Genomic DNA, 24,216 nt, shown 5'->3' on the forward strand with positions numbered 1-24,216 from the left:
CGTACACGGCGACGCTGACGGCTCCGGCGACAGCGGGAGCCGCCACGGTAAGCGCCACGCTTGGCGGGACCGCGCTGGCGTCGACGGCGATCGTGCAGTTCGTGCCGGGAGCAGCGTCTGCGGCGAGCAGTACGGTCGAGGTGGACGCTGCGTCCTTGACCGCAGACGGTACAAGCCAGACGACGGTGACGGTGAAGCTGAAGGACGCGCAGGGCAATGCGCTGACGTCAGGCGGCGTGACGGTCGGGATTACATCGACGCTGGGCACCGTTAGCGGCGTCACGGATAACAACAACGGCACGTACACGGCGACGCTGACGGCTCCGGCGACAGCGGGAGCCGCCACGGTAAGCGCCACGCTTGGCGGGACCGCGCTGGCGTCGACGGCGATCGTGCAGTTCGTGCCTGGCGCGGCGTCTGCGGCGAGCAGTACGGTCGAGGTGGACGATGCATCCTTGACTGCAGACGGCACAAGCCAGACGACAGTAACGGTGAAGCTGAAGGACGCACATGGCAATGCGCTGACGACAGGCGGTGCGACGGTCGGGATTACGACGACGCTGGGCACCGTTAGCGGCGTCACGGATAACAACAACGGCACGTACACGGCGACGCTGACGGCTCCGGCGACAGCGGGAGCCGCCACGGTAAGCGCCACGCTTGGCGGGACCGCGCTGACATCGACGGCGATCGTGCAGTTCGTGCCGGGAGCAGCGTCTGCGGCGAGCAGTACGGTCGAGGTGGACGCTGCGTCCTTGACCGCAGACGGTACAAGCCAGACGACGGTGACGGTGAAGCTGAAGGACGCGCAGGGCAATGCGCTGACGTCAGGCGGCGTGACGGTCGGGATTGCGACGACGTCAGGCACCGTTAGCGGCGTCACGGATAACAACAACGGCACGTACACGGCGACGCTGACGGCTCCGGCGACAGCGGGAGCCGCCACGGTAAGCGCCACGCTTGGCGGGACCGCGCTGACGTCGACAGCGATCGTGCAGTTTGTGCCGGGAGCAGCGTCTGCGGCGAGCAGTACGGTCGAGGTGGACGCTGCATCCTTGACTGCAGACGGCACAAGCCAGACGACAGTAACGGTGAAGCTGAAGGACGCACATGGCAATGCGCTGACGACAGGCGGTGCGACGGTCGGGATTACGACGACGCTGGGCACCGTTAGCGGCGTATCGGATAACAATAACGGCACGTACACGGCGATGCTGACGGCCTCCACGACATTAGGCTTGGCCACGGTCAGTGCCAGCGTATACGGGAGCGCAGTCATTTCAACGGCCAGTGTACAATTCTTGCCCGGCGGAATGAGCGCATCCCATTCTACCGTGACCGCAAGCGATTTGGTTGTACGGGCGGACGGCAGCAGTAAAGCCTCCATTTATGTAAAGCTGAATGATGCTTATAATCACTCGCTGGCCGGTAAACAGGTGACGCTTCAGGCGAATGGCGGACGATCGGTTATCGACCAGGTTTACGGATTCACCGGTGCGGATGGTATTGCCGCTTTCTCGGTGAGCAATACAACGGCTGAGAATGTGACATACTCCGCCAAAGAGGAAATGAGCGGGTTGACGCTCGATCAAACGGTGAATATTACGTTTACCTACGATCAACCGCCGTTGATCGAATTGGAGGCATCGCCTGCTGTCCCAACCTTCGGAGGTGTGACGGTTACTGTAACGTCATCGGTTTATGGCGAATTTAATCGTGTCGCATCCGTGAAGTGGGCTGCTGGAAGCCGGCCTATCTCGTATTTCGACACGCAAGGGACGGAGATTACGAGCTCGTTTACGGTTCAGGAGAATGGAATTTACTCCGTGTATGTCCGGGATACTGCAGGGAATACCAACGTCAGCCTCATCGAAATCAGCAACATTGTTCCGCTAAGCAGCAACGCAAGCTTGGCTGGCTGGCAGCTTACAGGATTGGGCGGGACAATAAGGCTTGATTTTGCCCCGGAAACAGCGCTTTACACGGTGAATGTGGCGGATTCGGTTTATGGGCTGAACATGCTGCTGACTGCCCCGGATGCTTACGCCGTGATGTATGTGAACGGGCTGCAGGTAGCCAGCGGTTCGGTCACGGACGATTATTCTCTTGCAATGGGCAAAAATGTGTTTGAGGTCCGTGTTCAGGCACAGGACGGTTCGGTGAAGACATATACGCTGAATGTATTTCGTGTAGCGGCGGACTCTGATTCCGATTCTGATTCCTCCGGTTCATCAGGGTCTTCAAGCTCTCCAAGCCAGCCGTCATTGGGCCAATCGCTTCAGATTTGGATAAACGGTACAGAGGTAGGCGGAATTGCCTCCCTTCAAACGGATGCCAATAAAGTGAAGTCTATCGATGCCGTGCTGGATATCGGTACACTGCAAAAGGTGCTCGGCTCCCTGTCTGATTTGACGGACAAGAGCCTGCGAATTTCGGTTCAGGATGAGGCGGCCCAGGTTAATCTGCGGCTTCCTGGCGAAGCGATCAAGCCCCTTGCCGAGAAGGAAGCGGTGATTACGCTGGAAGTCCGACAAGGCCAATATCGCCTGCCGCTGGCCGACATCGTGAATCTGGAATCCGATTGGCAGGGCTCGGAGGTTCAAATCACCATTAGATATGAAGAGCATAACGAAGGAACACCCGGTTTGCAGGATGCAGCGCTGCAGGACGGCTTCCGGCTGATTGGGGAACCGGTGTATTTTGAAGTGTATGCGGTGCATCAAGGGCAGAAGAAAGAAATCTCTACCTTTGGCCGTTATGTGGAACGGGTCATTTACTTGCCGGCGGAATGGGCCGGTACAGCTTCAACAGCTGTGGTGTGGAATCCGAAGCAGGGAGTTCGCCCAGTGCCGACGGAATTTATTCAGACCGAGGGACGTCAGGCCGCCGTCATTCGCAGTCTCACGAATAGCGCCTATGCGCTCGTCTCTAAAGCTTCTAATTTGATTGATCTTCAAGGACACTGGGCTGCATCTGAAATTGGCAGCCTGAATCGCAGAATGATTGTGCAGGGTGTGGATAAAAGCCGCTTCGCGCCGGAAGCTGCCATTACCCGTGCGGAGCTGGCCGCGCTGCTTGCAAGAGCACTCGGCTTGCCGGAGAGCGGAGCTGGTGCAGGCTTTCAGGACGTAAGCGCCTCGAGCTGGTACAGCGGTGCGGTCGCCTCCGTGAAAGCATACGGGATGATGGACGGCTTCGAGGGCGGAGTGTTTGAACCGAATCGGGAAGTATCACGCCAGGAAGCCATTGTAACCCTGGTCCGTGCCATGCAATTCATGGATGCCGCTTCAGTAACAACCGGTACCGGGGAGCCTGTGGACGTAACGGTCTACTCAGACAGCAGTCAAATTGGCGGCTGGGCTAGCGATTCGGTACAAACCGCCATTAAGGCGGGCTTGGTGAATGGTTACGGGAATGAATTGCGCCCGAGGCAGTCCTTGACTCGCGCTGAGATGACCGTGCTTTTATACCGGATGCTGCTGAAGAAAGGATTCATTGACGGATAGCCTTCGGTTAAAATAACGGCGTCATTAAGAGATCATCCACAGAGAAAAACGGCCATGTGGCCGTTTTTCTTGTTAACTGTACTTGCCAATAACCGATTCAAATATTTGTAAGTTAAAAAAGCTGGCAGTATCCCTATGCGACTCTGAGTCGCGTTTTATGCAGTCCTTTTTGAACGGATACGGAAGGAGCGGAGGGCCTTATTTTCTACCTGATTGGGAATTCCTTCGGAATGTTAAATTTGTTCCCTCACCTGTTATAATAGGTATCAACACATCTACAGGAGAGTGCGGCTATGAATCAGCAGCTCATTACCATACAAGCGTTAAAATACGGCAGACGTCCGCACTACGAATGGAGCACCACACTTCTGGAGAAAACGGATACCTATATCGTTGTGCTTGGGGAACGGGGCCGGAAGCTGCGCCATCATACAAAAGGAAAGACGTTTACAGTCGAGCATCAGACGATCGAGCTGTTTCCGTTCGACGCCTGGTTTACTGTCAGTGCCGACGTGATGGACGGGAAGCCGTGCCGGTATTACTGCAATATTAATGAGCCGGCAACCATGAAGGACAATAAGGTAGCCTTCATCGACTTAGACCTGGATCTGGTCTACAGGAATGGACAGTGGCAGGTTGTAGATGAAGATGAATTCGCCGCCAACAGCGTTATTTTCTCCTATCCCGAGGAGCTTATTCGGAGAGCGCGTGTGGAATTGGAGCGTTTGCAGGATCGGGTCCGGGATCGGGGGTTTCCGTTTGACGGAACAATGGAGCGGTTTGCGGAATTACATGGTACACCGTATAGGAGATAGGCGATGAGCTACATGGAAGGGCGATGAAGTTCATCATTCAAATCAGGGTAGCTTTTATACGATAAATCCAGAATACAAGATAATTTGTATTTTGGATTTATTTTTGATAGTGGCGAAAGCAGAAGCAGAGCGGTCGAAAAAATATCCGCTTTGCTGAAGCGGCCGGGGAAATTACTTTTCTTAAGGTTTATCTTACTTTTCTTCATTCTCGGAAAAAACCAAATGAATTACAATAATTCCTGTAAGCGATTTCATTTCACACTGAAAAGGGGATACCACAGTGAAAAAAAAAGCTTTAGCCCTCGCGGCTGTTTCTCTTGCTCTGGCAATTAGCGGCTGCTCGGCCGGCGGAGCGAAGAGTGATAAACAAACGGCTGCCGGAGGCAGTGGCAGCGGTAGTGGAAGCAGCGGTTCAAAGGTAGAGCTTCGTATGACCTGGTGGGGGTCGCAAACCCGTCACGATTTGACGGCGAAGGCTCTGCAATTGTTTGAGCAGAAGCATCCTGAAATCAAGATCAAGCCGGAATATTCCGGCTGGGACGGTTACTTCGACAAGCTTTCTACCCAGGTTGCCGGAGCGAATGCCCCGGATTTGATTCAAATGGACTATGCGTTCCTCACGGACTATGCGAAACGCGGCGCGCTGCTGGATTTGAGCCCTTATGTAGAGAGCAAGGTTCTGCAGACAAGCACGCATGACCAGAGCATGATCAAAGCCGGCTCCGTTGACAATAAGCTCTATGCCATCACGTTGGGAGTCAATGCGCCGGGTGTGGTCTATAATTCCTCCGTTTTCAAGGAGCTTGGGATTGAAGATCCGAAGGAAAGCTGGACATGGAAGGATTTTAGCGACATTGCCACCAAAATAGCGCAGGCTAAGGGTAAAGGCTACTACGGCTCCGCGGATATTTCCGGGACGATTAATATTTTTGAAATTATGGTCCGTCAAAACGGGAGATCGCTGTTCAGTGGCGGTAAACTGGGGGCGACCAAGGAGGATATGACAGCCTGGTTCAAGATGTGGGCGGATTTGCGGAAGAACGGCGGTGTAACGACGCCGGAGGTGACCGCGGCCATGACGAACGCCCTGGAGACCCGCCCGCTGGCGCTTGGGACGGCCGGAATGGATTTTGCCTGGTCCAATCAGATCATTGCCTTTCAGAAGGCGCTGAAAAACCAAAAGGATACCTTGAAAATTCAAGTTATCCCGCACTCGGAAGGCGAGAAAAAGAGCGGGGAGTATTTGAAGCCGAGCATGTTCATTTCCGGCTATGCCAAATCGGCGCATCCGAAGGAAGTGGCGATGGTGATTGATTTCTTTGCTAACGATCCGGATGCGGCCAAGATTCTTGGCTCCGAGCGGGGCGTGCCGGTGAATTCCCAAATCCGGGATCAACTGAAGGCATCGCTTTCGGAAACGGATCAAATGATTTTCAGCTTTGTCGATACGGTATCCAAGCATTCGAGCGATATTGATCCGCCATATCCGCAAGGCTTCGCGGAAGTAGACAAAAACTTCAAAACGTCCAGCGAACAAATTTCCTTTGGCCAAGGAACGGCGGACGACGTGATCGGCCAGTTTATCAAGAGCTCGAATCAAATTTTGGGCAAAGACAAATAGACGGGAACGAAGACGGCTAACCGCAGCAGCACCTTGGCGGTTAGCCTGCTCGTTTTAAGTGGCGTGCGAACGGAGCACAGGTTTTTCGAATCATTCGTGGGCGTGCCTGCAAAGCTTCCTGCCGATCGGGCTTGCCAAACGAGACGATAATTATTGAAGGGAAGGAAATCAGTGATGTTCTGGACCATAGAGAAGCTAACACAACGCTTAAAGGAGCTTAGCCCATACCGGTATCGCGATGCAATCGGATTGAACGACTGGTCCTTTAGGATCGATGAAGAGAAGCAAAACGGCGCACGGCCCCCGGCGGAAGGCAGCTGGAGCACGATTACGAAAGGGGAGCGCTGGAAAGGGCGGGACCTGTACGTATGGCTGCGCAGGCAGGTGCACATTCCTGATGCCTGGAGCGGGCGCACGGTGGTCGGCCTGTTTGATTTTGGTAAAACGGGAGATTATCACAATTCCGGCTTCGAATCGCTTCTGTATGTGAACGGATCGCCTTATCAGGGTGTAGATTCCAATCATCATGAGGTTTTTTTGCCGAAGGACGCCGCTGGTGAGACTGCGGATTTGTGCTTCCGTCTCTGGTCTGGTCTGGAAGGCGGAGGGGTGCCGGCCGATCAAGAGCACCAATTCAAGCAGGCGGATTTGGCCTGGCTGGATGAAGCTGCGGACGATTTGTATTATACCGGTCGCGCTATGCTGGATACCGCCAAAACGCTTGGCGAGAACGACCCTCAACGGCACGGTCTGCTTCAGGCGGTGGACCGGGCATTTTTGCTGCTGGATTGGTCGAAGCCCGGCTCGGAGCAGTTCTATACCAGTGTAACGGCAGCCGGATCGTCGCTGCGTGAAGCGTTGTCCGCCTGGGAGAAAAAGCACGGGGTTACCGTGCACTGCATCGGGCATACGCACATCGACGTAGCCTGGCTGTGGCGGCTGACGCATACCCGGGAGAAAGCGGCGCGTTCGTTTTCTACCGTGCTCCGGTTAATGGAGAAGTATCCCGAGTATGTGTTTCTTCAAACACAGCCTCAGCTGTATGCGTACATCAAGAACGATTATCCGGATATTTATGAGCAAATCAAAGCGCGGGTGAAGGAGGGACGCTGGGAAGCCGGCGGGGCGATGTGGCTGGAAGCGGATTGCAACCTGCCCAGCGGGGAAGCCCTGGTCCGGCAAATTTTGTACGGCACGCGCTTCCTTCGGGAGGAATTCGGGGCGGAGTGCAGCTATCTGTGGCTTCCGGACGTATTTGGTTACAGCTGGGCTTTACCGCAAATATTAAAAAAATCCGGTATCGATACGTTCATGACGACGAAAATCGGCTGGAACCAATATAACCGCCTGCCGCACGATACCTTCAGGTGGCGCGGCATCGACGGCTCCGAGGTGCTGACATATGTAGTTACGACACCTCCTTCGGCGGAGCACACCGGCTGGTCCTATACGTATAACGGCTTTATCGAGCCTTATTCAGTACAAGGAATCTGGAACAAGTACCGGGACAAGGAGCTGAATCAGGATTTGCTGTTAGCCTACGGCTATGGCGACGGGGGCGGCGGCGTCAATCGGGATATGCTGGAGATGCGGCGCAGGCTGGAGGTTATGCCGGGGCTCCCCCATGTTGTGCCAAGCCGGGCGGATGATTTTTTCCAGAAGCTTCAGCATACCGTTCAAGCGACGGATCAGTACGTTCATACGTGGGATGGCGAGCTGTATTTGGAATATCACCGCGGGACGTATACGAGCCAGGCTTACAACAAGCGGATGAACCGCAAGCTGGAGCTGCTGTACCGTGAGAGCGAATGGATTCAGGTGTTGAACAGCATCGCGGGGCAAAGCTGGTCGTCCTATCCCGCAAGCAAGCTGAATCAGGGCTGGGAGATTGTGCTGCGCAATCAGTTTCACGATATTATTCCCGGCTCCTCCATTACGGAGGTGTATGAGGATTCCCGCCTTGAATATGAAGAAGCCGATCGCCTGGGTCGAGAGGTCTGGCAGACGGCGGCGCAGCAGCTGACAGCTGCTGGAGATGAGGCGGCCTTGGAGGGAAAAAGCGGCTGCAGCTGGACGGTGTTCAACAGCGCCTCCTTTGACCGGTCGGAGCTGGTCTATATCCCGGCACCGCAGGATAGCTGCGAGGGCAGCTGGAAGGACGGGGAAGGGAGGCTGCTGAAGGCGGATCGGGTTGAAGGCTCCTGGCAAGTTATGATGGAGGAGGTTCCTGCACTAGGCTGCACAACGATTACGTGGAGCGCCGAGCCTGCCGAAGCTACAGATACTTCTCCTTTCACATACACCGGGCATTCCTTGACGACGCCGTTTTATATACTGGCGTGGAATGAAGCCGGGCAGCTCACGCGGATCTATGACCGCGAAGCGAAGCGGGAGGTATTGGCCGCAGGGCAGCTGGGGAATGTGCTGCAGATTTTCGAGGACAAGCCGGTTAATTACGAGGCGTGGGATATCGATATTTTTTATGGGGAAAAGCAGCGAAGCTTCCAGCAGCTGGAGGCATTGGAGCTGCTGGAATGCGGGCAGCACCGGGCGGTTGTGGGCTTCAAGTGGGCGTATATGGATTCGGCGATCAGCCAACGGCTGATTGTGTATGCCCACAGCAGACGAATCGATTTCGATACGGAAGCGGATTGGCACGAGCAGCGGCAGCTTCTGAAAGCAGCGTTTCCGGTCTCCGTCCGATCAACGGAAGCGACCTTCGACATCCAGTTCGGCAATGTGAAGCGTCCGACCCACTGGAATACAAGCTGGGACTATGCCCGGTTCGAGACAGTCGGTCATCAATGGGCGGATTTGTCCGAGCGCGGTTATGGGGTCAGCCTGCTGAACGACTGCAAATACGGCTATGATGTGAAGGACAATGTTCTGCGATTGACGCTCATTAAATCGGCGCTCCATCCCGATCCGCACGCCGATCAGGGCCGCCATGTGTTTACCTATTCGCTGCTGCCTCATCAGGGAGATTGGGTAGCCGGGCAAACGGCGCAGGAGGCTTGGGCATTGAATAATCCGTTGACCTGCCATCCAGGGGCTGCGGCTGTGTCGTGTCAAAGCCTGTTCAGATGTAGTGCGGATTATGTTACGGTTGACGCCGTGAAGAAGGCGGAGGACAGCGATTGTCTTATCGTACGTTTACATGAATTCACCGGCGCGCGTGGAAGCGTGCGTCTGACCAGCGCTTTCTCCCTGGTGTCCTGGCAGGAGACGGATCTGATGGAGCGTCCGATTGGAAAGCGCCATGAACAATCCGCGGCTGAATTCGACATTGAGCCGTATGAAATTAAAACGTTCCTCATCGAGCTGAAGCGGGGGTAGGCGGTGCAAAGCACCAGCGCATAATTCCCAAAAGCTACAAAGCTGAAAAGCTGAAAAGCTGCCGCAAAATCGCAAAATCGCAAACCGCAAACCTGAAATTCAGGTCTCTGGCTCCGGCTAGTGGGTATCCCTGGAGCAGAAGCTTCAACTAAATGCGGAGCATCTCCTGCCGCATTAAACAACGTGCAGCGCCCTGATCTGGACGTTGCACGTTGTTTTTGTGTTTTTCTCATCGGCCGGAGAAGCACGGCGGTTCTCCTGGATCTGGATCGTGATCGGTATCCGTTTATTCAGCGACAGCCCGGGTAAACGGCTCGATTGTTTGCGGGAAGGTCAGGGTAATGGCGGTGCCGAGGCCTTCCTTGCTGAGCACCCGCATCAGACCGGGAGAGCCATAATGCAGGGCAAGCCGCTTGCTGGTGTTGGACAGGCCGACGTGCTTGCCGGGCAGGGTATCGGCGTGGAGCGACCCACGGATGAGCGTCAGCCGTTCCCTGGTCATGCCCGGTCCGTTGTCGATAATGGTGACCTTCAGGTCTGGCCCGTGCAGGCGGCATTTTATTTTGACCGCAAGCTGCTGTCGGGCTTCCAGACCGATGTGAACACTGTTCTCGACGAGCGGCTGCAGGCTGATTTTCACAACTCGGCAGGCTTCGGGAACCGTCTCGTCGTCCCACAGCACATGAAGCCGTTCGCCGAACCGGGTCCGCTGCAGCTCTACGTAGCCGCGGACATTGGCGAGCTCTTCCTTTAACGTGACCAAATCCTCGGATGCCCGCAAAGCATATTCCAGCAAATCGCTGAGCTGCTCAATCATAAGGCAGGCCTCATTGGGGGACCGCGTCAGCTGGAACGCCTTCCAATAGATCGAATGCAGCGTATTGGACATGAAATGAGGATTCATTTGGGATTGCAGCGCCTTCAGCTCAAGCAGCTCCATCTTGGCCTGTCGCTCGGACAGCTGCACCCGCAAATAATTTTGCTCCAGAAAGGTGTCCAGAATATTTTTGACAATCAGCTCATAGACATCCTGAATTTTCTCGGGAACGGTCTGAGCCGAGGTTTGGCTGTCGTCGGCATGCTCCAGCACATTGACGATTTGCACGATTTGCCGGTAATTTTTGCGGGTAATCCACAACGCGTACAGCACGCTGAGCAGCAGCGAGAGCGCAACAAGGGACAACGTGTAGTACACCAGTGTGCGCGGAAGGCTGAACAGGGTGTTCGTCGGCACGACAGACACCGCATTCCACCCCAGGCGGGGTGTCTGCTTCATGCTGACCCAGGCATCGTGATAAGGAAAGCGGATCAGCCCGCTGCCGGATGAGGCCGGAAGCTCCTCCGGCACAGGAACAGCCCCTTCGAAGCTGCTTGCGGGGACCAGGGGCGTCCCGCTCCGGTCTGCGATGTAGTAATAGCTGCCCGGCCAGTCGTTGAACTGGCGGAACGATTTCTCGAAATACGCCGGAAGCACATTCATAATAATGAGTCCGTGGAACCTTCCGGGGCTGGTCTTGGCAAACGGCTTGTAGACGGTAATAACCGGCGTGGCGTAATCCTTGCGGGTGTTAGTATACAGCAAGCGCGGCTGTGTCACCAGCTGCTCTTCCTCAAAAACGCCCGACTCATACATCGAGAACCAGGTTGTATCCAGAGCGGAATCAAGCTGGACGATGCCGTCGCGTGTGCTCAGGAAGCGTCCGTACGGATTGTCATAATAAATGTAGATGGAATCGATAAACGGCTTGGAGTTGGCCGGAACATCAATCACGTTGCGCAAATAAAAAAGCGCTTCCAACTCCTCGAACGTAAAGGAGGGCGTATTCAGAATTGAACGCAGCCGGTTTTTAATTTTGGGATCCTTGTCGAAGGAGAGGCTGAGGGAATCCAGCTCGGCGGGAATAAGCTGCGTCAGTTCCTTCAGCTGATTCAGCCGGCTTTCATTGTTCCGCTCAATGGACTGGCGCACATACCGCTCCGTAATGAAAATCGACAGCGACCCGAGCAGGGTCAGCGGAATGAGGGACAGCACAATAATCCGGCGAAAGTTGTCATAGAAAAATTTACGGGCCAGCGCGGCGTCGCTTTGCCGGACATATTTAATCTTCGTGCTTGAACTGCCCCGGCGTTTTCCCGTAATGCTGTTTAAAAGCGCGGATAAAATTTTTCGCATTGGCGTACCCCACCATTTCACTGACCTCCAGCGCCTTCCAGCGCTGCTCCCGCAGCAGTACGGCGGCCTTCTTCATACGGACGGTCTGAACGTAATCGGAGAACCTGTGGCCTGTTATTTTTTTGAAAAACGAACTCACGTAGGTCGGATTCATGTGCACTAGCTGTGCGACCTCTTCCAGCGTCACGGTGCGGTAGTCGGTTTCGATGTAGGTCAAAATACGCTGGATGACCGGATGGTTCAGTCCTTGAACTTCAGGAACGGCAGGGGCGGACACCCTACCGGAGGCGCTGCGGCCGGGCTGCTCGTCAAGCTCCTGCTTCAGCTCCGCAAGCACCGTCTGCAGGTCGTTGTATTTGGCCGGCTTGACCAAATAATGGCGTACGCCGTAGCTGATTGCCTGCCGCGCCAGCTCGAAATCCCGCAATCCGCTCAGTAGAATAACCCGGACCTGAAGCTTGCGGTCGTGAATTTCCTTTGCCAGCTCGATACCAGTCATATGCGGCATTTTAATGTCACAGAGGATGGCGTCAATCTCCTCGTGCTGAAGCAAATATTTAAGCGCTTCCAATCCGTTGTTCAGCTGAACCGCGATTTGAAAGCCGGCCAGTTCCCAGGGAAAGCAGCTGCACAGTGTGCTGCGCGCTTCGATTTCATCGTCAATAACCGCCATTTTATACATCCGGCATCCCTCGTTTCGGGCGGGTTTTCTAAAGAAATGATACCTGATCCAAAGAAAACGGGCAACTAGTAAACGAGGATCACAAGCAAAGGGTCTTTTTATGAAAGCGGATACATGGTATTTTGAAGATGGTACCACAATCAGAAAAACAAAGGCTAGGGGGTTTCAATGATGAATCAAAGACTACGTTATGTGACGGCGATGATGGTTCTGTTTGCGATGTTGTTTGCGACCGCTTGCAGCAATTCATCGGAAGGCACGGCAAGCCAGGGGGTGTCCGGCTCCGGCTCCTCGGGCGGCGACAAGCAGGTCACGCTGCGCTTTGCATGGTGGGGCAATGACCCGCGGCATAAGGCGACGCTTGCAGCTATCGACGCGTACATGAAGCAGCATCCGAATGTCAAAATCGAAGCGGAGTACATGGGCTTTGACGGGTACAACAAGAAGCTGGCTACCCAGTTCGCCGGCATGACCGCTCCGGATTTGTTCCAGTTCACCTACGAGTGGACGGTTGACATGAGTGACTTCATGCTTGATCTGAACACTGTCAAAAGCCAGCTCGATCTGACCAAGCTGCCTGAAGCGGCGCTGAAGGATTTCGGTTCTTACAAGGGCAAGCAAATCATGGTTCCATCCGGCATGTTCGCCGCCACAACGATTGTGAATCAGGACTTTATGCAGAAGCACGGCATCCCGGCGGATACGGTATGGACCTGGGACAAAATCATTGAAGAAGGCAAGAAGCTCCATGAAAAAGACAAAAATGCGTACCTGTTGACGGCGGATATCGACGTTATCAACAAGCTGCTGCTGCAGCCGTACATGATGCAAAAAACAGGCAAAGGCTGGGTTAATGACGACTTCACACCGGGCTTTGACAAAGCACAGCTGACCGACGGCTTGACCTTCCTGTCCAATCTGTACAAAAGCGGAGCCATTGAGCCGTTTGGCGACAGCACCGCGTTCGTCGGTAAAATGGAGCAAAACCCGAAATGGGTCAAAGGCGAAATCGGCATGCTGATCGACTATGTACAGGCTATGGATAAGTATAAGCAGGCACTTCCAAACGGAAAAATCGGCGTTAGCCCATTCCCTGAAAATCCGGGTGCTGTCCAGTCCGGCAACGCCATGGTAGCGGGTACCGGGTTCTCGATTTGGAAGGATTCCCCGAACAAGGAAGAAGCGGCAAAGTTCATCAACTATCTTATCAACGATAAAGAAGCGGCCTTGCTGCTGACGACGCAGCGCGGAATTCCGGCATCAACCACGGCAAGACAGGCGCTGCAGGAATCCGGCAAGCTGAATCCGGACATCTCCAAGGGGCTTGAATTCGCTTCCGCGAAGAAAACGGTTGCACCGAACGTGGTCAGCACGAATGCCGAGCTGGCTCAAATCGTCAAGGATGCGATTCAAAAGCTGATTTATGACCAAATGACGCCGGATAAAGCGGCGGATGAAATTTTGAAGGGCTTTACCGCCAAATTGAATGAGTTGAAGTCCAAGTAAAAGGCCGGAAAGAGTGACGCCCGAACCGGGCGGCACTCTTTTTAACGAAACCGACTTTCCCCCACCACACACGGAAAGGAACATCCCAATTGAAAAGCAAGAATATGCGTACTGCCCTCTGGGGCCTGTTATTCGTGTCGCCGTGGATCATCGGATTTTTATGGTTTCAGCTGTATCCGCTCGTCTTGTCGTTATATTACTCCTTCACCGATTCGACCGTAGTCAAACCGGGCAAATTCATTGGATTCGACAATTACGTCAAAATGCTGACCGACGATAAAGATTTTTTCCCTTCTTTTAAAGTAACGCTCATTTATTCAGTCATCGCCGTACCGGCCAAGCTGGCGTTTGCGCTGCTGATTGCCATTATCCTGAATATGAAAAGCAAAGCGGTGAATTTGTACCGTACAGTGTATTATTTGCCCTCCATTCTGGGCGGAAGCGTGGCCATTTCGATTTTATGGCGCTTCCTGTTTATGAAGGAAGGGGTTGTAAACCAGGCGCTGTCCTTTTTCCACCTTCCTCCGGTTAACTGGCTGGGCAGTCCGCAGGTGGCGCTTGGAACGATTAGTATTCTCGTGGTCTGGCAGTTCGGATCGTCCATGGTCCTGTTCTTGGCCGGCCTGAAGCAAATTCCGGGCGAGCTTTATGAAGCGGCGATGGTCGACGGCGCCGGGAAGCTTCGGATGCTGTGGCAAATTACGATTCCGCTGCTGACACCGATTATTTTCTTCAATCTGGTTATGCAAACGATTAATGCTTTGCAGGAATTCACCGCTGCATTCGTCGTAACAAACGGCGGTCCGCTTAAATCCACCTACTTGTTTGGTCTGAAAATTTATGATGAAGCATTCCAAAATATGAAAATGGGGTACGCCTCTGCGCTGTCCTGGTTCCTGTTTGCTGTCATCTTGATCCTGACCCTGTTCATCTTCCGATCGGCAAGATCATGGGTCCACTATGAAGACGGAGGGAAAGGCTAATGCAAACGCAAACGTCCGCAGTACCCCGCCCGAGCGCAAGCAGGCGGGAACGGAACGCTCGAATCCGGAATGTGATGAAGCATGTGGCGCTAATCCTTCTGGGCTGGCTGATGGTGTATCCGTTAGTTTGGCTGTTCTTCAGCTCATTCAAGACGAATGCAGATTTGTTCGGCTCGCTCAGCCTGCTGCCGAGTGAATTTGTTTGGGATTCGTACCTTAAAGGCTGGGAGGGGACGGGGCAGTATTCTTACGCTATCTTCTTTTACAACACGTTTCTGATGGTTGTGCCGACCGTTATTTTGACTGTCGTGTCCAGTGTTATGGTCGCTTACGGCTTTGCCCGCTTCCAGTTCCCGCTGCGCAACCTGATGTTTATTCTTATGATCTCTACTCTGATGCTGCCGCATACCGTCATTATTATTCCGCGGTATCTTATTTTCCGCAATTTGCACTGGCTGGACAGCTACTGGCCGTTTATCGCCCCGGCTGCCTTCGGCTGCTTCCCGTTTTTTATTTTCATGATGGTGCAGTTTTTCCGGGGCTTGCCCCGGGAGCTGGATGAGTCCGCCGTGATGGACGGCTGCAATCCTCCGAAGATATTGCTGCGGATTTTGCTGCCTTTAAGCTTTCCGGCGATGATTTCCGCCGCTATTTTCCAGTTCATTTGGACGTGGAACGATTTCTTTAACCCGCTCATTTTTATTAATAGCGTGAAGAAGTTCCCGATTTCTCTGGCCCTGCGGATGAGCATCGACTCGACGGGCGGCACAGTGGAATGGAACCAGATTATGGCGATGTCGGTGCTTGCGATTTTGCCTCCGGTCCTCATTTTCTTTTTCTCGCAAAAATATTTTGTTGAAGGCATCGCCACTACCGGCATTAAGGGGTAACCGAGCCAGAGAGGAGAGCTTCATCCATGGGGAAGGCTGCCAAACGGCCGAATGTCATTGTATTCTTTACTGATCAGCAGCGCTGGGATACGACCGGTGTCCATGGCAATCCGCTTGGGCTGACACCGAACTTCGATCGCATGGCCGCGCTGGGAACACACGCTGCATATACGTTTACCTGCCAGCCGGTCTGCGGCCCGGCCCGTTCGTCCGTACAAACCGGCTTATATGCCACCGAAGCTGGCTGCTTCACCAACGGAATTCCGCTTCCGGAAGGCTCAAGGACGCTGGCTCATTATTTCGGGGAAGCCGGATATGACACCGCCTATATCGGCAAATGGCACCTGGCGTGCACGAGAACGAGCCCTGTGCCGGTCGAGAAGCGGGGCGGGTATGATTATTGGCTCGCTGCCGATGCCCTTGAGCATACTTCAGATGCGTATAAGACCGTGCTGTACAATAATGACAATGAACCGGTCGAGCTGCCGGGCTACCGGGCCGATGCGCTGACGGATGCGGCTATCCGCTATATCGGAAGCCGGCGGGACGCCGATGCGCCGTTCTATCTGTTTCTTTCGTATCTGGAGCCGCATCATCAGAACCACCGTGACGATTATCCCGCTCCGGATGTATACCGAGGCCATTACACCGGCCGGTATGTCCCGCCTGATCTCGCAGCGCTGGGCGGCAATGCGCACCAGCATCTGGACGGGTATTACGGGATGGTGCGACGGCTGGATGAGGCCCTGGGCCGGTTAAACGACGCGATCAAAAGCCTTGGTCTGGCGGAGGATACGATCCTCGCGTTCACATCCGACCATGCCTGCCACTTCAAGACACGTAATGCCGAATACAAGCGATCGTGCCATGAAAGCTCTATCCGGGTGCCTATGGCCTTCAGCGGTCCCGGCTTTGACGGCGGCGGTACCTTGCGGGAGCTTGTCAGCCTGGTTGATTTGCCGCCGACACTGCTCGATGCAGCAGGCATCCCGGTTCCGGAGTCCATGCAGGGACGTTCTGTAGTGCCTCTCTTGAACGGAAAGCGCGCTGATTGGCCGCAGGAGGTGTTTGTGCAGATTAGCGAGTCGCAGGTCGGACGGGCTATCCGGACCAAACGCTGGAAGTACAGCGTAACCGCGCCTGGCCGTGATCCGATTCGCGATGCCGGGGCGGCCGAGTATGTGGAGGAGTTTCTGTACGACCTGGAGGCGGACCCCTACGAGCTGAACAATCTCGTGGACAAGGCCTCGCATGAGCCGGTCCGTAGCCAGCTGAGAGAACGTCTTCTCGCGCGGATGGCGGCGGCGGGTGAGCCGGTCCCGCTTATCCGGTTTTTGCCCCCGGTCGTCTCCGGGCAGCTGCGAATCAATCCGGAGGATATTTACTAACACTAACCAAGCGTGCGAATAAAGCGGCCGGAATTTCCCGCGAAGCCGGTTGAACAATAGAAGCCTGACCTATTCCGAAACGGAAGGTCAGGCTTTGACGGGATATGTTATTCATTCCGGACTGTTTCCTTGTCCTTCGTCCTGATCACATTCATTATGATGACCATCTGCGCGAATATCGTCTTGTTAAGCGGCATGGTCGGCGCGCGCAGTATTGTCCGGTTGCGTACGGTGGTGAAGGCCCCGAGCTGGAATTACAGGTCAAGTATCTGGAAGCAGCGGCCCGGGCTTTCTTTTTCTATGAGCATGAGCCATCATAATACGGTTCCTAATCGGGAATCGTGTACTTGTAGAGGAAATGGCAGCTTCCTTGGCGAAATGATAGGGATACGGATTCAGTAAGGAAACAGCAGGGATTACGGATGAATACAAACCGAAGGAGATTCCATGGCGAAGCAAAAGTATTATGTCGTTTGGGTCGGGCGGCAGCCCGGCGTATATACGAGCTGGCCGGAGTGCCAGCGGCAGGTCAACCAGTTCGAAGGAGCCAAGTTCAAGGCCTATGAGTCCAACGTGGCGGCGGAGCAGGCTTTTCGCGCGGGCTGGAAGGGGAATTGGGGGCAAGGACAAGGACAACAGCCGCGGACAGCCGCGGGCCAAGTCTCGCCTGCAGAGGCTGAAGCAGCGGAACAAATTGATTATGACAGCATCTCGGTGGATGTAGGAACCAACGGGAATCCCGGCCCTGTTGAGTATAAGGGCGTTGATACCCGGACAGGAGAAGTCATTTTTGAGAAAAGCCCGATTAGCAAAGGGACCAATAATTTGGGCGAGTTTCTGGCGATTGTACATGCGCTGAGTTATTTGCAGAAGCAGGGCAGCACTAAAACGGTATACAGCGACTCTCTCACAGCGATGAAGTGGGTCAGGCAAAAGGCAGTTTCGACGACGCTGCCCCGCGATGAATCGACCCGGGAAATTTGGGACCTGGTGGACCGGGCCGAGAACTGGCTGCGGACGAACACCTACAAGAACCAAATTCTCAAATGGCAAACGCAGAGCTGGGGCGAAATCAAAGCCGATTACAACCGAAAATAGGGAGCTGGCCTGCAAAAGGACACCGGAAACGGTGTCTTTTTTATGCCGCCTTTTTGTGCGCTTGATTTCGGCTGAACGATGTTCAGCAAATGTTAAGTTTGCTTTCAGTCGGTATTCAGTTCCATGCGTTAAGATAAACCCTGTGAATTAGCAACGTCATCGTCACGGCTGCAATGAAGGCTTGCTACAAGGAGGATGGGGAAATGAAATGGACTCACGTACTGAAAAAGTTTACGGTGGCGCTCGTATCCGCTGCAGTGGTTACCTCGGTGTCCGGGTTGGCCGGAACAGCGGCGCCAGCTTTGGCTGCGGATAGCGGGATAGCGCAGCCATATGAATCGTTATTTGAAGGCGACCGCATCATGGATGTGAAAGTAACGATTGCCGATGAGGATTGGCAGAGCATTTTGGCCAGCCCGCTGGATAAGGAATATAAACAGGCGACCGTGGAGGTCGACGGGAATGTGCTGGAGAATGTCGGCTTTTCGACGAAGGGCAATTTGACCTTGAAGGCGGTTGCGGGCATGAGCGATTCCGACCGGTACAGCTTCAGGCTGAAATTCGACAAATACGACAAATCGCAGACCCTGCTCGGACTGGATAAAATGGTGCTGAATAACAGCTACTCGGACCCTTCCTTCCTGCGAGAGTATCTTCATTACGAAGCTCTGCGCAAGATCGGCATGGATGTGCCGCTTACCGTATTTACGAACCTGTATATAAACGGGGAGCTGTACGGCTTCTACGTCGGGGTGGAGGCTGTGGACGACAGCTATCTGAAAAGGAACTACGGCGAGGGCTATGAAGAAGGTGTTCTGTATGACACGGACGAGAAAAGCTATCTCCAATACGAAGCGGGAAGCGAGTACGAATCCATCACCTATGATGGAGGTACAGAGGACAACAAGGCATCCCTGAAACATTTCATCCAAACCCTGAATGAGATGCCAGCCGGGGAAAAAGGGGATATTGAAAGTGTTCTGAATGTCGATTCCGCTCTGCAGTACATTGCGGCGAATGCCGTGCTCGGCAACTATGACAGCTACAATGGCGATAAGGGCCATAACTATATGCTGTATGGCGATGCCTCCGGCAAGTATACCGTTGTTCCTTGGGATTTCAACATGTCGTTCAACGGCTACTCCGGCGGTGGCGGCGGGCGCAATGCGGCGGGTATCGGAACAGCGGCCAACACCAACGCCACCACAGCTTCCGTTGATGTGCCGGTTCTTGGAATCAGCATGGAAAGTGTGCCGATGATTAACCATTTGCTGCAAGTGCCGGAATACAAAACGAAGTATTTGGGCTATGTGTCCGAGGTGGTCACCTATCTGGAAGGCATACAGGGCCGGGTAGCCGAGCTGTCTGATTTAATTAGGCCTTCTGTGCAGGCGGACCCGACGAAATTTTACACCATGGAGCAATTTGAATCGAACATGACGTATTCGACTGAAGGTGATAAAAACGGCGGTATGCAAGGCGGCGGTATGACCCCTCCGGAGGGGATGGAGGACATGACGCCTCCAGACGGCGATAGCCGGCCGGAGGGCGGTCCTGGAGGAGCGCGTCCGGAGGGAGCTTCCGGCGAGCGTCCGTCCCCGCCGGAAGGCGGCTTCGCTCAGGGCGGCGGCCAAGGACCGGGCCAAGGCCAAGGAATGGGCACGATGGCTTCTGGTTCCTTGCTGACCTTCGCATTAAATCGACTGGCCAATTTGCAGGAGCAGCTTGGCCTCCCGGTCACACCGCTGCCGGAAGCTGCATCGTCAGACACTCCGGCCGCTTCGCAGACAGGAGCGGCGCAGGGGATCTCGGTTGTGCTGGACGGTCAAAGGGTTGTGTTCGACGACCAGCAGCCGGTGAATCAAAACGGCAGCATTCTGGCTCCGGTAAAAGCCATCTTCGAAGCGCTCGGGGCGACGGTAACGTGGGATGACGCGACCCGGACCGTAACTGCGGTCAAGGCCGATACAACGATTGTGCTGACTATCGGCAGTGAAACGGCGTATGTGAACAATGAGCCGGTCATTCTGGAGGCTCCCGCTTCCATCATCGGCGGCCGTACACTTGTGCCGGTCCGGTTTATCTCCGAGGGGCTTCATATGAATGTCGGCTGGGACCAGGCGGCTTCCGCTGTGACCATATCCAGCGCGGCGGCTCAATGAGGAACGGATATACAGGGATAATGAAAGAGACTAAATAGCGCCAACGCAAAAAGGATGTCCATCGCGGCATCCTTTTTGTGTTGTATATCATTACTGCTGCAATTTGCCGCGGTTACTTTAATCGATCGCTGATTAAAGGAAGCAGCAGTGCTTTCTCCTCGTCCGAGATCCATTCCGATAATCTGGCTGCCGCAACCGGCAGCATCCCTTCATTGATGGCACTGAATGGCAGACCCGAATAAGCGAGATATTGCTCCAAATACACCTCGTTCATTGTATTTCTCATGCGTTCAAGCGCATCTGTAACGCTTTTTGGCGCTCCATCAGGCAAAGTGCCAAAGCGGAATAAGAGCAGTGTGCGGGCGACATCGCCGGCCGGATTTCCAACCGTGGCCGTCATCCAATCTATGACCCAGTTTTGTTCACCGATCAGTACATTATCCGGGTGAAAATCACCATGGCATAAGCAGCTTCCATCCGGCAGACCATCCAAATAATCGATGATTTCCTTTTTCACCTTATCGGATAGCTGTGGTGCCCTCTGAATGTTCTGGGCCAGTACCGTTTTCTGCTTTTGAACGGGAGCGTTGTCCGTTAACTTCATGTCCAGCTCATATTGATGGATGTGATAGTGCAAATCGGCAAATGCTCTGGTTAAACTTCCTTCGGGAATCCGTGTCTGTATAGCTTTAAGATTTCCGCTTGATCGCGTACAAAGATTTCGGCTGTCCGGCCTTCGCCAATCTTTTTCAAGGCACCATCTCCTGCTGGGAAATTGTTCACCATAGCATCGGGAATTCTCCTCTTTCACCCAAGTTATGATACATCTCTCCATACGATTTGTAACGGAAAAAATGTCAGAGTCTGCCCAGGGCGTGAAGCCTCTCGTTGGCGCCATGCTCCCGCCCTTCCGTCGAAGCAAATCCTCCTTGCTCCATCAGCATAAATAATTGCCAACTGATTTGTAAGCGTCAGGCGGAGCCCCAACCGTTTTTTTTTCGTTACCGCTGAAAAGAAACCCGTTTTTCTTAGCTGTTGCACACGAAGCAGTAATTTTTCGTAGGGGCTGCTGTAAATCTGCCTTTAATACCGATAAAACGCCTGATTGCTGGATATTTCTGGATACACAATGAACATTGTATGGGTCGATTATCGATCCAGCTCAAATAGGGATACATAGCGAACCGCCCTCAGAACATCCGCACCGCGCGCAGCTCCCAGCGCGCAGTGTTTCGCTGCATGACGGCGGTCGGTCGACCAATGGTTATGTTATACACGGGCATGTGGACAACATGTGGATAATTTTTAATAATATGTGGATAATTTCTTGAATTAGAGATTTGTTCTAAATACTATAGCCTCAAGGAAAGCTGCTGGACGAGCTCCTCCTGGCAGACGGTTTCTTCCTTCCCCATTGATGACGCGGACGAGTAACGGTTTCCGGGGACCTTTATGTGATAGAAGCCGGGGATCCGTATCACCCGGTCCCAATTCGTCATCGTCGGGTCGGAATTGAATTTTTTTGAATGAGCGCTTGTGGTATCGAAACAAAAAAAAGAACGCCGTCAGGCGCTCTTTCGTTACGGACTATAAAAACAAGACGGCGAGCAGGGCGATAATGGCAGGAAGCCCTTGCTTGAGCAGGATGGACCTGCTGACAGTGGCTCCTCCATAAAGCGCCGCGATAAGGACACAGCACAAGAAGAACAGCGTCAGTTGTCCGCCGAATTCCGCATTCGGATGCACAAGACCCCAAATTAAGCCTGCCGCCAGGAAGCCGTTATACAATCCCTGATTTGCAGCAAGCGCCTTCGAGGCTTCCGCGAATTCCTTAGTCGTACCGAACGTCTTCATCCCTCTGGGGGAGGTCCACAAAAACATTTCCAGACACAGGATGTACACATGCTCCACAGCCACAATACCGACCAAAATCGAGCTTATCAACAGAAACGCCTCTTTTCTCCAGGATAAATGACAGGTTTTACCTTCTATTATACGACCCGGGGGACAAGATGCAAGGTGTTAGAGCGTGCGCTTAGATCTGCCGAAGGCTCGGAGGGGTTCATCGGTTTTCAGGCTTCGAAGGACAAGCGGCAAAACTGCCTGCGGGTCTACAAATTTCCCATCATTTTGTCGATAAAAAGGAAGGAACTAGAAATATGCTTTTTGTTTCCTGTGCTCGTAAAGAAATCCGCTGCTTAGAAGCCTGCGAACGAGCAGCCCAGTCCAATGAAGCCGAGGTGAAGAACGATGGTTAAGCCATCCAGTTATTCGGAAGCGGGAAATCCGATATATAAGTATGAAGACAAGGAACGGGAATGGACGCCGCCTGAATATGGGGAGGAGGGCTGGAGCGAGAAAATCGAAGCCCATGTGGAAAAATACGTCGGACCCATCGATCACGTCTTCCATGAAATTTTGTCCGATTTGGTCCATATTGATGTGTATCATATCAAGCCGACAGAAGCGCGGAATTTTCATACGCTATTTACGACAGGAATGAGCTACAAGCCGATGAATGTGCCGGAAGGCCAGGAGGATTATCGCTATGCGGAGCTGATGATGTGCCTCCCGCCGGAGTGGCCGATTTCAAGCGAGGCGTTTCAGGAGCAAGAGAATTATTGGCCCATTCAGTGGCTGAAAATGCTGGCCCGGTTCCCGCATGATTTCCAGACGTGGCTTGGCGACGGGCATACCATGCCGAACGGAGATCCTGCCAATCCGTTATCTGGCCAGACGGAGATGAACGGCATCATTTTGCTTCGGCCGATTACGGTTCACCCGGATTTCCTGACGCTTCCGATGGACGAGGAACGAACCGTGCGGTTTTATTGCATTGTGCCGCTGTACGGGGAGGAGATGGAGTTCAAGCTGAAGTACGGGTACAGTAAACTGACCGACAAATTCGACGAGCACGGGATGAACGAGGTATTCCAGCCAAACCGGAAAAAGGTGTGCAAAAAATCCCGCTTCTCCTTCTGGAAAAAATAATGGCCGGCAGGGCCTCTGCCCAGCTCGAAGCGTTGGACAGGGGCCTTCCTTATGAAGAAATAACGTTGTACGGCTGGCCCGGAGCGATAGTTTTCTGATGAAACAAAAAAAATTTTGAAAGGGGATACAAAACGTTTGCTTTCCCGTAAGGACTGTGGTAAGATATGATTATAAATTATGACCTGAATTCACATATTGTAAAGGGTTATCATTTTGTCAGAGAGTAACCTTTTCCAATATGTGAATTTTTTATTTCTTCGGGATAAAGAAGGTCATGTAAATTATTTTTGGAGGTAATTACCCATGCAAACAGGAACAGTAAAATGGTTTAACGCAGAAAAAGGCTTTGGCTTCATCGAGGTTGAAGGCGGAAGCGACGTATTCGTACACTTCAGCGCAATCGTTGGCGACGGCTTCAAAACATTGGACGAAGGCCAACGCGTGGAGTTCAACGTTGTTCAAGGCAACCGTGGTCCTCAAGCTGAGAACGTTGTAAAATTGTAATTTCTGCTAAAAATGCCCTTAACGTGAGTTAAGGGCATTTTTTTTGGGCAACCTATGAAAAAAAGGGAGGCGTCTTCCATGTATTCACGGAAAAAATCGTTCGAGGTTGTTCCTGAAGAAGAAACGGCGATCTGGCTTTGCACAAATGACGGTTGTAACAGTTGGATGAGAGATGATTTTTCATTTGAGGTGGTCCCGACATGCAGGCAATGCCAATCTCCCATGGTAAGCGGAACGAAGGCCCTGCCTTTGCTTGTGAATACATCGAAGAATCAGAAGGATTTAAAGAAGGGCGTACAAATTACATAACAAGAAGCGGTCACAGCTGCCGGGATATCGGATTCAGGACATGAATCCGGTTCCCGGCAGCTTTTTTCTGGGTGGAGGCGAAGCGTGCCTCCGGCCGGGAAGAGGCTCCGCTCGCTGAGGCAGCCGGATTTGTTCAACCCAGATATAGTCGACACAGGACGGGGAATCTGATACACTAGTGCTATATTCCGCAAATAGGCCAACGTTTAAACGCTCAGGGCTTTACCCTTGTATGCCCATTTGAAAGGCTTG

At 53.4% G+C, this 24,216-nt stretch carries 17 protein-coding genes; 13 read left to right on the forward strand and 4 right to left on the reverse strand.

The window, feature by feature from the left end:
* The 4 genes from WBG83_RS20915 to WBG83_RS20930 form a co-directional block, all read left to right on the forward strand.
* A partial coding sequence (locus tag WBG83_RS20915) for an invasin domain 3-containing protein (RefSeq protein ID WP_336747300.1) occupies window positions 1–3,506 on the forward strand: 3,506 nt, incomplete at its 5' end.
* 293 nt (window positions 3,507–3,799) lie between these two features.
* The gene (locus tag WBG83_RS20920; protein ID WP_336747303.1) at window positions 3,800–4,321 is read left to right on the forward strand and encodes a DUF402 domain-containing protein; all 522 of its coding nucleotides are present in this window, start codon (window positions 3,800–3,802) and stop codon (window positions 4,319–4,321) included.
* Window positions 4,322–4,601: 280 nt separating this feature from the next.
* Window positions 4,602–5,942, forward strand: a complete 1,341-nt coding sequence (locus WBG83_RS20925; RefSeq protein ID WP_336747304.1) for an ABC transporter substrate-binding protein — start codon at window positions 4,602–4,604, stop codon at window positions 5,940–5,942.
* 174 nt (window positions 5,943–6,116) lie between these two features.
* Window positions 6,117–9,278: an alpha-mannosidase gene (locus WBG83_RS20930; RefSeq protein WP_336747306.1), complete on the forward strand. Its 3,162-nt coding sequence runs from the start codon at window positions 6,117–6,119 to the stop codon at window positions 9,276–9,278.
* 286 nt (window positions 9,279–9,564) lie between these two features.
* Here the strand turns inward: WBG83_RS20930 and WBG83_RS20935 are convergent, their stop codons facing one another.
* Both WBG83_RS20935 and WBG83_RS20940 read right to left on the reverse strand, forming a co-directional pair.
* A complete protein-coding gene (locus WBG83_RS20935) occupies window positions 9,565–11,451 on the reverse strand; it encodes a cache domain-containing sensor histidine kinase (protein WP_336747307.1) in 1,887 nt (628 codons plus the stop codon).
* A complete protein-coding gene (locus WBG83_RS20940) occupies window positions 11,378–12,133 on the reverse strand; it encodes a response regulator transcription factor (RefSeq protein ID WP_336747308.1) in 756 nt (251 codons plus the stop codon). The genes WBG83_RS20935 and WBG83_RS20940 overlap by 74 nt, the downstream gene beginning before the upstream one ends.
* Window positions 12,134–12,304: 171 nt before the next feature.
* Between WBG83_RS20940 and WBG83_RS20945 the strand changes: the two genes are divergently transcribed.
* From WBG83_RS20945 to WBG83_RS20970, 6 genes are all read left to right on the forward strand, one after another.
* On the forward strand, window positions 12,305–13,639 hold the full coding sequence (locus WBG83_RS20945; protein WP_336747310.1) for an ABC transporter substrate-binding protein: 1,335 nt from the start codon (window positions 12,305–12,307) through the stop codon (window positions 13,637–13,639).
* Between the two features lie 134 nt (window positions 13,640–13,773).
* Entirely contained in the window at window positions 13,774–14,622 is an 849-nt protein-coding gene (locus WBG83_RS20950) for a carbohydrate ABC transporter permease (protein ID WP_336747311.1), read from the forward strand.
* On the forward strand, window positions 14,622–15,512 hold the full coding sequence (locus WBG83_RS20955; protein WP_336747312.1) for a carbohydrate ABC transporter permease: 891 nt from the start codon (window positions 14,622–14,624) through the stop codon (window positions 15,510–15,512). The genes WBG83_RS20950 and WBG83_RS20955 overlap by 1 nt, the downstream gene beginning before the upstream one ends.
* A gap of 26 nt (window positions 15,513–15,538) precedes the next feature.
* Window positions 15,539–16,900, forward strand: coding sequence for a sulfatase-like hydrolase/transferase (locus WBG83_RS20960; protein WP_336747313.1), 1,362 nt, complete (start codon window positions 15,539–15,541; stop codon window positions 16,898–16,900).
* A gap of 447 nt (window positions 16,901–17,347) precedes the next feature.
* Window positions 17,348–17,998, forward strand: coding sequence for a ribonuclease H (gene rnhA, locus WBG83_RS20965; RefSeq protein WP_336747314.1), 651 nt, complete (start codon window positions 17,348–17,350; stop codon window positions 17,996–17,998).
* Between the two features lie 203 nt (window positions 17,999–18,201).
* Complete coding sequence (locus tag WBG83_RS20970) at window positions 18,202–20,160, forward strand: CotH kinase family protein (RefSeq protein WP_336747315.1); 1,959 nt, start codon at window positions 18,202–18,204, stop codon at window positions 20,158–20,160.
* A 112-nt stretch (window positions 20,161–20,272) separates the two neighbouring features.
* On the opposite strand, the gene WBG83_RS20975 is transcribed toward WBG83_RS20970, so the two are convergent.
* Together WBG83_RS20975 and WBG83_RS20980 are read right to left on the reverse strand one after the other, a co-directional pair.
* Window positions 20,273–21,058, reverse strand: a complete 786-nt coding sequence (locus WBG83_RS20975) for a phosphotransferase family protein (protein WP_336747316.1) — start codon at window positions 21,056–21,058, stop codon at window positions 20,273–20,275.
* 689 nt (window positions 21,059–21,747) lie between these two features.
* Complete coding sequence (locus WBG83_RS20980) at window positions 21,748–22,104, reverse strand: DUF1304 domain-containing protein (RefSeq protein ID WP_336747317.1); 357 nt, start codon at window positions 22,102–22,104, stop codon at window positions 21,748–21,750.
* Window positions 22,105–22,410: 306 nt separating this feature from the next.
* On the opposite strand from WBG83_RS20980, the gene WBG83_RS20985 reads away from it, so the two are divergent.
* The 3 genes from WBG83_RS20985 (at window position 22,411) to WBG83_RS20995 (ending at window position 23,964) form a co-directional block, all read left to right on the forward strand.
* A complete protein-coding gene (locus WBG83_RS20985) occupies window positions 22,411–23,151 on the forward strand; it encodes a suppressor of fused domain protein (RefSeq protein ID WP_336747318.1) in 741 nt (246 codons plus the stop codon).
* Between the two features lie 303 nt (window positions 23,152–23,454).
* Window positions 23,455–23,655 carry a cold-shock protein gene (locus WBG83_RS20990; RefSeq protein ID WP_036592608.1) on the forward strand — a complete coding sequence of 67 codons (201 nt, stop codon included), beginning with the start codon at window positions 23,455–23,457 and terminating at the stop codon, window positions 23,653–23,655.
* Between the two features lie 78 nt (window positions 23,656–23,733).
* Entirely contained in the window at window positions 23,734–23,964 is a 231-nt protein-coding gene (locus WBG83_RS20995; RefSeq protein WP_336747319.1) for a cold-shock protein, read from the forward strand.
* The last annotated feature ends 252 nt before the right edge of the window (window positions 23,965–24,216 follow it).

It is taken from the genome of Paenibacillus sp. y28, from assembly GCF_037137075.1.
Classification (GTDB): Bacteria; Bacillota; Bacilli; order Paenibacillales; family NBRC-103111; genus JBBBNV01.

Coding starts and splice junctions, on each gene's coding strand:
- WBG83_RS20955 (WP_336747312.1), top strand. CDS start 14,622: ATGCAAACGCAAACGTCCGCAGTACCCCGCCCGAGCGCAAGCAGGCGG.
- rnhA (WP_336747314.1), top strand. CDS start 17,348: ATGGCGAAGCAAAAGTATTATGTCGTTTGGGTCGGGCGGCAGCCCGGC.
- WBG83_RS20995 (WP_336747319.1), top strand. CDS start 23,734: ATGTATTCACGGAAAAAATCGTTCGAGGTTGTTCCTGAAGAAGAAACG.
- WBG83_RS20920 (WP_336747303.1), top strand. CDS start 3,800: ATGAATCAGCAGCTCATTACCATACAAGCGTTAAAATACGGCAGACGT.
- WBG83_RS20935 (WP_336747307.1), bottom strand. CDS start 11,451: ATGCGAAAAATTTTATCCGCGCTTTTAAACAGCATTACGGGAAAACGC.
- WBG83_RS20990 (WP_036592608.1), top strand. CDS start 23,455: ATGCAAACAGGAACAGTAAAATGGTTTAACGCAGAAAAAGGCTTTGGC.
- WBG83_RS20945 (WP_336747310.1), top strand. CDS start 12,305: ATGAATCAAAGACTACGTTATGTGACGGCGATGATGGTTCTGTTTGCG.
- WBG83_RS20940 (WP_336747308.1), bottom strand. CDS start 12,133: ATGTATAAAATGGCGGTTATTGACGATGAAATCGAAGCGCGCAGCACA.
- WBG83_RS20985 (WP_336747318.1), top strand. CDS start 22,411: ATGGTTAAGCCATCCAGTTATTCGGAAGCGGGAAATCCGATATATAAG.
- WBG83_RS20970 (WP_336747315.1), top strand. CDS start 18,202: ATGAAATGGACTCACGTACTGAAAAAGTTTACGGTGGCGCTCGTATCC.
- WBG83_RS20960 (WP_336747313.1), top strand. CDS start 15,539: ATGGGGAAGGCTGCCAAACGGCCGAATGTCATTGTATTCTTTACTGAT.
- WBG83_RS20975 (WP_336747316.1), bottom strand. CDS start 21,058: ATGGCGCCAACGAGAGGCTTCACGCCCTGGGCAGACTCTGACATTTTT.
- WBG83_RS20930 (WP_336747306.1), top strand. CDS start 6,117: ATGTTCTGGACCATAGAGAAGCTAACACAACGCTTAAAGGAGCTTAGC.